Genomic DNA, 2,984 nt, shown 5'->3' with positions numbered 1-2,984 from the left:
TGCCGGTTTTTCGTTTCGCTGATCCATTCCGTCAGTTCGCCAACTGAATGACGAATGCGGATCATAGACCGAGACGGTAAGCCACGTTATACTCGATCGAGTTCGAAGACCGCCCAGCCTCCTCGGCTAGCCGCGCTGTCGCCGGCTGGATCGCGATCATCGATATTCCCTGCGGGCGTAGCTCAGTTGGCAGAGCGCTAGCTTCCCAAGCTGGATGTCGAGGGTTCGAGTCCCTTCGCCCGCTCTTTCTCAAGGCGAAACTGTTTCCGGTTTTGCCGAACGCAGCACTACCACCCGATCGTTGGGTGTTGCGATGTGAACCGCCCATTTGCAGCGTGGATCCATCCGTCGGAAGCGCGCCGACGAAACCTCTGCCGCGTGACCGAGCCGGCGATGCCATCGGCAACTTCAATCGCCTGCGGCACTTGCACGATGATCGAACGGCGACGTCGCGTCAAAAGTCCCCCCTGCGGCGAGAGGTGACTTTTTGAAAAATCTCAATAATCCAAAATCAAAAAAAAGCTCAATCAAAATCGTTGCAAGGGACGGAGCTTTGTGGCACACTGCGGCCACGCGTCTCAGAGAGCGGGACGCGTGTGCGCGCCTGCATTTTTTCCGTACCGGTATCCCAGCTTCACGTCGCTTCGCTTCTCCAGTCTAGCGGACAAGCGGTCGTTTGCTTTGAGCGCTGGCTCTAGTTATTGTAATTCGGACCCCTTCTCTGTGGTTTTCCTTCCTTTTTTGCGATCAGCGGAATCGACACCGGCGGTCTTTGGCAGAGAGACGCCGGCCCGATGCGTGCGTGGTTTTGCGGAGAGAGCAGTTGGTTGACGCAAACCTATTCGCCCACCAGATTCACTTCCGGTCAGGAGCCCTCGGCAATGTGCGAACCTTCCCTCGACAGGCGTCTCGCCTCTGATCCCGCGCTTTCCGCACTCCACGACGGTTGTGGCAAGTCGAATGCCGCTGGGTCGTTCAGCGCCTTTGAATGCTTGTCGCGCATTCTCCCGCTGGCTTGGGCTGCGGTGGCGATGGTTGCCGCCATCAACATTGCCGCACCCGCCGCCCGCGCCGCTAACGGCTCCTGGCTGGCAAACCCTGGCGACAACAACTGGATTCCGACTAGCGGCGATACCAACTGGTCGGGTGTGGGTCAGGGTGTTAACACGTTCCCAGGCGCCGGCTTTGGAACGGCCAACACCGACATTGCCACATTCAATGTGGCCAGCCCGACGCTCACCGTGACCTTGCCGAGTCATCTGAACATTGCCGGGCTTACGTTCGACACTGCGGCCGGCGGGTACACGTTCCAGACCGGCGCGTTTTTTCTCACATCCGGCGGTACGATCCAGATTGCCAGCACTTTGAGCGCAGCTCAGACCGAAACATTCAGCACCGCGATCAATCTCGAGGGCAACTATACCTTTACCGACGCCAACACGACGGCGGGGACACTGCTCTTGTTCAACGGGCCGATCTCGCTGGATACCGGCACGGCAAGTTCGACGCTTACGGTCAATGGCGCAGGAAACACCACGATCAACGGCGCCATTTCCAACGGGGGGGCAACCCTCGGCCTCACCATGTCGGGCACCGGCACACTCGCGCTCGGCAGCGCCACCAACAGCTTCACCGGCGCTACGCTCGTTAGCTCGGGCTTTCTTCAATACAACGTTGCCGGGAGTCAAAGCACATCGGCAATCACCGTTAACGCCGCTGGAACCGTGGTCGCCGGCGCCGGATTCACTAATCCGCTGGCCGGGCTGGCGCCGTTGATTTCGGCCGGTTCAACCGGCACCCTGGCTCTCGGCGCCAACGACTCCGAGGCCTTTACGCCCGGCGCAGCGATCGTTCTTGGCGCTGCGAACGGCACTTCTGTCACCTACTCGGGAACAATCACTCCAGCAGCCGCCGGTTATCTGTTCGGCGGCAACAGCAGCGGAACTCTGACCGTCTCGTCGGCGCAAGGCGGCGCCAGCGCCTTAACTAAATCCGGCGCGAGCAACACGGTAGTCCTCAGCGGCGCGAACACCTATACGGGCGTCACGTCGATCAATGCGGGTATTCTCAATGCCGGGATCGCCGAAGTCGCCGGCACATCTGGACCCTTCGGTAAGCAAGCGGCCAATGCGGTGAACACCATCGTCTTTGGCGGCGGCACCCTGCAATACTCGGCCGCGAACAATAACGACTATTCCGGCCGTTTCAGCACGGCGGCCAACCAACCCATCAGCATCGACACCACCGGCAGGAATGTGACCTTCGCCTCGGTGCTCTCCAGCGCCGGGGGCACACTGAACAAGCTCGGCGGCGGAACTCTAACGCTCGCCGCCGCGAACACCTACACCGGAGCGACGACGCTCTCGGGGGGCATCCTGAACGCTGGGTTCGCCGAAGTCGCCGGCACATCCGGTCCCCTCGGTAAGTCGGCCGCGGCCAACACGGGCAACATCGTATTCAACGGCGGCACACTACAATACTCGGCCGCGAACAATAACGACTATTCCGGCCGTTTCAGTACGGCAGCCAACCAGGCATACAAGATCGACGTTAACGGCCGGAGTGTGGCCTTCGCCACCGCTCTCACTAGCGCCGGCGGCTCGTTGACCGAATCGAGCACTATCGCGGGCGGCGCGCTGACTCTTAGCGCCGCGAACACCTACACCGGCGGCACCACGCTCAACTCGGGCACCCTCGCGCTCAATTTCGCGGAAACGGCCGGCACGTCCGGTCCCCTCGGCAAATCGGCCGCGGCGAATCCCGGCAACATTATCCTCGGGGGCGGCACTTTGCAGTACACGGCCGCCAATCAATTCGACTATTCCGGCCGATTCAGCACCGCGGCAAGCCAACTGTACAACGTCGACGTCAACGGGCAAAGCGTCACGTGGGCCACGGCCTTGACCAGTGCTGGCGGCTCGCTCACGCTATCGAGCACCGCCGCGGGTGGCACGCTGGCTCTCAGTGGCGCCAACACGTTCGCC

The 2,984-nt window shown here is 61.3% G+C and carries 1 protein-coding gene and 1 tRNA gene; both read left to right on the top strand.

Annotation, left to right across the window (positions count from 1 at the left end; all coding sequences use genetic code 11):
- The first annotated feature begins 171 nt into the window (after positions 1 to 171).
- Positions 172 to 244, top strand: a tRNA-Gly gene (locus VGY55_14020).
- Positions 245 to 992: 748 nt separating this feature from the next.
- Positions 993 to 2,984, top strand: a 1,992-nt coding sequence (locus VGY55_14015) for an autotransporter-associated beta strand repeat-containing protein (protein ID HEV2971085.1), incomplete at its 3' end; no start/stop codon positions are given.

The sequence above is a fragment of the Pirellulales bacterium genome, from assembly GCA_035939775.1.
GTDB lineage: Bacteria > Planctomycetota > Planctomycetia > Pirellulales > DATAWG01 > DASZFO01.
The sequence above is the reverse complement of the archived record's forward strand: the minus strand, read 5'-3'. Positions and strand labels throughout refer to the sequence as shown.